The sequence below is a fragment of the Vibrio sp. D54 genome, assembly GCF_021728075.1.
GTDB lineage: Bacteria > Pseudomonadota > Gammaproteobacteria > Enterobacterales > Vibrionaceae > Vibrio > Vibrio alginolyticus.
This window is the reverse complement of record NZ_JAKKCS010000043.1, coordinates 1-3,352: the sequence shown is the minus strand read 5'-3', so window position 1 is coordinate 3,352 and position 3,352 is coordinate 1. Positions and strand designations below refer to the sequence as shown.

Sequence of the window (3,352 nt, the reverse complement as noted above, 5' to 3'; positions counted from 1 at the left end):
AATGTATAACAATCTGTTTAAGAGTGATTCGCAACGCTTGGCATTTTTACTATGCGTTGCGTTTAGTGTTTAAGGTGGTATGCGGGAGCTTCGGTATTGCGTCGCTCACACCTTAACAGGGCGTTATATTAATTCGTCAAGTCACAAAATATCAACTAGGTATTGATCGTATTATTGAGCCTAATTGTTGTCCGTGCTCCATCATATGTGTAACGTTGCTCTTGTCATTACATATGGAGATTGTATGAAACAAGTATTCTTGCCTTTATTATTACTGACATCTTTTAGCTCATTTGCTCAAATTGAACACCCTATTGATGTTGAGCTAGAAGCATGTATATCCGACAACTCAAGCACCGCCGGTATAGGAAATTGCGGTAGCAAAGCTCATGAACAATGGGATGCAGAATTGAACTATTACTACAAAACGTTGATGAACGTTTTGGATAGTAATCAAAAGTCCAGTTTGCGAGAATCTCAACGCTCATGGATTAAATATCGTGATCTTGAAGTTGCCAATATCAAATCAATTTATGGTTCCAAGCGAGGGAGCATGTGGGGATTAACCGCACTTTCAGATATAACTGAAATTACAAAAGAACGAGCCTTAGCTCTAAAAAAGTACTTCGAGAATATAAATTAATATAACAAAGCATTTAAGAGTGATTCCCAACGCTTGGCATTTTTGGTGTCATCGTTGGGTTTTGTGTTTAGGGCGTTATGGCTTAGGCTTGGTGGTAGCGTGGCTCACACCTTAATGCGGCGTTAGCTGTTAGCTGGTAGGAGGTTATATGGAAATTAATACCGACTTTGAGAAGATGAACTTTTATGATGTATCTATCAAAGATGTCTCCAGAACTGACTCCAAGATTATCATCGTTCTCAGTGGTATTTTCATCAGCAAAGAGCACCCAAGTTCAAATGGAAGCGATCTAATTGTTCAAAATGGGGTGATGACTCTATATACAACGTATCCAATGAAAAAAGTCTCACCTGGTTAAATAGTGTTGCACCTGTCAGCCACGAAACGCCAGAGTGCCCAATTGATGAAATCATGAATGCGAAGTTTGATGGAAGCACATTCCATTTTGATGGCTTTAAGGAAACGATGCCTTGGCATAAGTGGTTTATTCAGGCAACAAGTTACAATTTGGTCGCCTCCGATGTTGTGGAGACAACCAGCTAACAAATTGTTCAAGAGTGATTCGGCACGCGTGGCATTTTTACTATGCGTTAATTTTAGTGGTTAAGGTGGTATGCGGGAGCTTCGGTATTGCGTGCCTCACACCTTAACAAGGCGTTAGGTTTCTATTGGTAGAATACAATACATGAAAAAAACAATTCAAAATTTCATCAACAAGTCAGTAAATGTTTCTTTATTAAGAATGTATGAGCGTGGTGAAGAAAACTGGGCAAAGCCATTTTCAAAGTTATCTAAGTATCTTTGCTGTTTTTTTTCACCGACATGGATGATTGCAAGGATTTCCAATCGCACTTTGAGTAAAGTGGAAAGAACACGGGCAATTATTGCAAGAAATTATTTTTATTTAACCTGTTCTATCCTCCTGTTGGCTTTGGTAGGCGGGATTTTACCTGCAGGTTTTCTTGGTAAGTTAGAAGTAGGCGATTTCTATGTTGCGGCTATTACTATTTTGCTTTGGTGCGTTCCATTTTCTCGTTGTAACGAAATTTTCTACGCATTTATAAGTGATGCTTTGGATAAAACGTCAGGTAAAACCAAAAATAGTGACCTGACATACAGAAAAAGAATTGAATTATCTTTCTTAAGTTACTTAGAGCTAATAGTTAATTATGCGATTTTATACTATTTGATGCCATTATCATGGTTTGGGGACGATAAGTCGGCACATTTTTCCAATGTTATTGATGCGTTATATTTTAGTGGTGTGACGATAACCACATTGGGCTATGGAGACTTTTCACCCGTTAATTCCATTCCACAATTACTCGTAGTTCAACAAGTCTTAGTTGGTTTCACTCTTATAGTTGTAAGCTTTGCAATCTATGCCGGAAAGGGTCTTTCCATAGATAACGTAAAAAGTAGTGAGTCAGAAACCTAACAAACTGTTTAAGAGTGATTCGCAACGCGTGGCATTTTTACTATGCGTTGGTTTTAGTGTTTAAGGTGGTATGCGACGGCATTGGTATTGCGTTGCTCACACCTTAACAGGGCGTTATGTTCTTGGAGGTTTATGGAAAACTTCAAAATTAGCAGAATCCACACAAAATTAGGCATTTTCCGACTATCTGGAATCCTCAACAATGAAAGTGGTATTAAAAATATCAGCTATATTTCTGCTGAATATATGGGTACTGATGGCTGGTGCGAACTTAATTTACAGTCGGAGCATACTCAAAACTTACTGAGAGACATTCAAATTGAAGTGTTGCAGCACTTAGCTTGAGCAGTCTGTTGCATCGTTCAGACCTGGTTTTGTAAATATCAGTGGTTTCAAATAGCTACGAACATAACAATCAATTTAAGAGGGATTCACAACGCTTGGCATTTTTGCTTCTACTTCAAATTTAGTGTTTATGGCACAATGCTTTAGGTTTGGGTGGAGGCGTTGTTCACCCCTTAATTGGGCGTTAGTCGCCAGAAAAAGCCAGCAGTCAAAATCATATTTCTAAGTTCAAAACTTGGCTACTGGTTTTTTGATTCATAGTTCCATCTTCGACGGTCAAAGCTCTGTTTCATCGGTTCTAAATCAATGCATTGCTATTTTCCAAGCGGTTGTTTCGTTCTTTGGTGGTGATAGAGCGGGGCAATCGAAAATCTGTTTTTGGTTGCAACTCCGCTCGGTGAGTTTGTTGGTACAAAAGCCAATTTACTCGCTGAAATGACGTTTTCTCTGGTTTTGTAAGTTCCAGGTGGTTTCAGTGACTTTGTTGAAAGTCCGCACTGTGAGTTTGGCTTTCCAAAAGCGCTTTTTGGTGTTATCAGTCCGTTTTCTGCGGCGTTGTTTGTTCCAAGTGGTTTCATTGATTAGCCGCTTTGAGACTACGCCTGACTTAAATGCATCAAAGCACATAAAGTTTGTTGTTCGCAAAGTTTAGTTCGGCTTAAAATTGTCGCTCGGTGCCTCGCGACTAACAAACTGCTCAAGAGGGATTCACAACGCGTGGCATTTTTACTATGCGTTGATTTTAGTGATTAAGGTGGTTTGCGGCGGCTTTGGTATTGCGTTGCTCACCCCTTAGCAGGGCGTTATGTGCTTTCGGAGAAAACGATGAATAAGTGTCTAATCATCATATTATCTAGTCTTTCATTTGGTGCTCTTGCTGAAGAAGAGTCCATTGACTGTAATAATGCGATGACCACAATCGAGAT

Annotated in this window: 5 protein-coding genes; 4 read left to right on the top strand and 1 reads right to left on the bottom strand. The window is 39.3% G+C overall.

Annotated elements, in window-relative coordinates:
• Positions 1-244 precede the first annotated feature (244 nt).
• The 4 genes from L3V37_RS23730 to L3V37_RS23705 all read left to right on the top strand — a co-directional run bounded on the left by L3V37_RS23730 (position 245) and on the right by L3V37_RS23705 (position 2,426).
• Positions 245-643, top strand: coding sequence for a lysozyme inhibitor LprI family protein (locus L3V37_RS23730; protein WP_005483218.1), 399 nt, complete (start codon positions 245-247; stop codon positions 641-643).
• A gap of 148 nt (positions 644-791) precedes the next feature.
• Complete coding sequence (locus L3V37_RS23725; RefSeq protein WP_237307324.1) at positions 792-1,001, top strand: hypothetical protein; 210 nt, start codon at positions 792-794, stop codon at positions 999-1,001.
• Positions 1,002-1,328: 327 nt separating this feature from the next.
• Complete coding sequence (locus tag L3V37_RS23715; RefSeq protein ID WP_086495575.1) at positions 1,329-2,081, top strand: potassium channel family protein; 753 nt, start codon at positions 1,329-1,331, stop codon at positions 2,079-2,081.
• 132 nt (positions 2,082-2,213) lie between these two features.
• Positions 2,214-2,426, top strand: a complete 213-nt coding sequence (locus L3V37_RS23705; RefSeq protein ID WP_025553613.1) for a hypothetical protein — start codon at positions 2,214-2,216, stop codon at positions 2,424-2,426.
• Positions 2,427-2,740: 314 nt separating this feature from the next.
• On the opposite strand, the gene L3V37_RS23700 is transcribed toward L3V37_RS23705, so the two are convergent.
• A complete protein-coding gene (locus L3V37_RS23700; RefSeq protein ID WP_237307322.1) occupies positions 2,741-3,004 on the bottom strand; it encodes a hypothetical protein in 264 nt (87 codons plus the stop codon).
• Positions 3,005-3,352 lie beyond the last annotated feature (348 nt).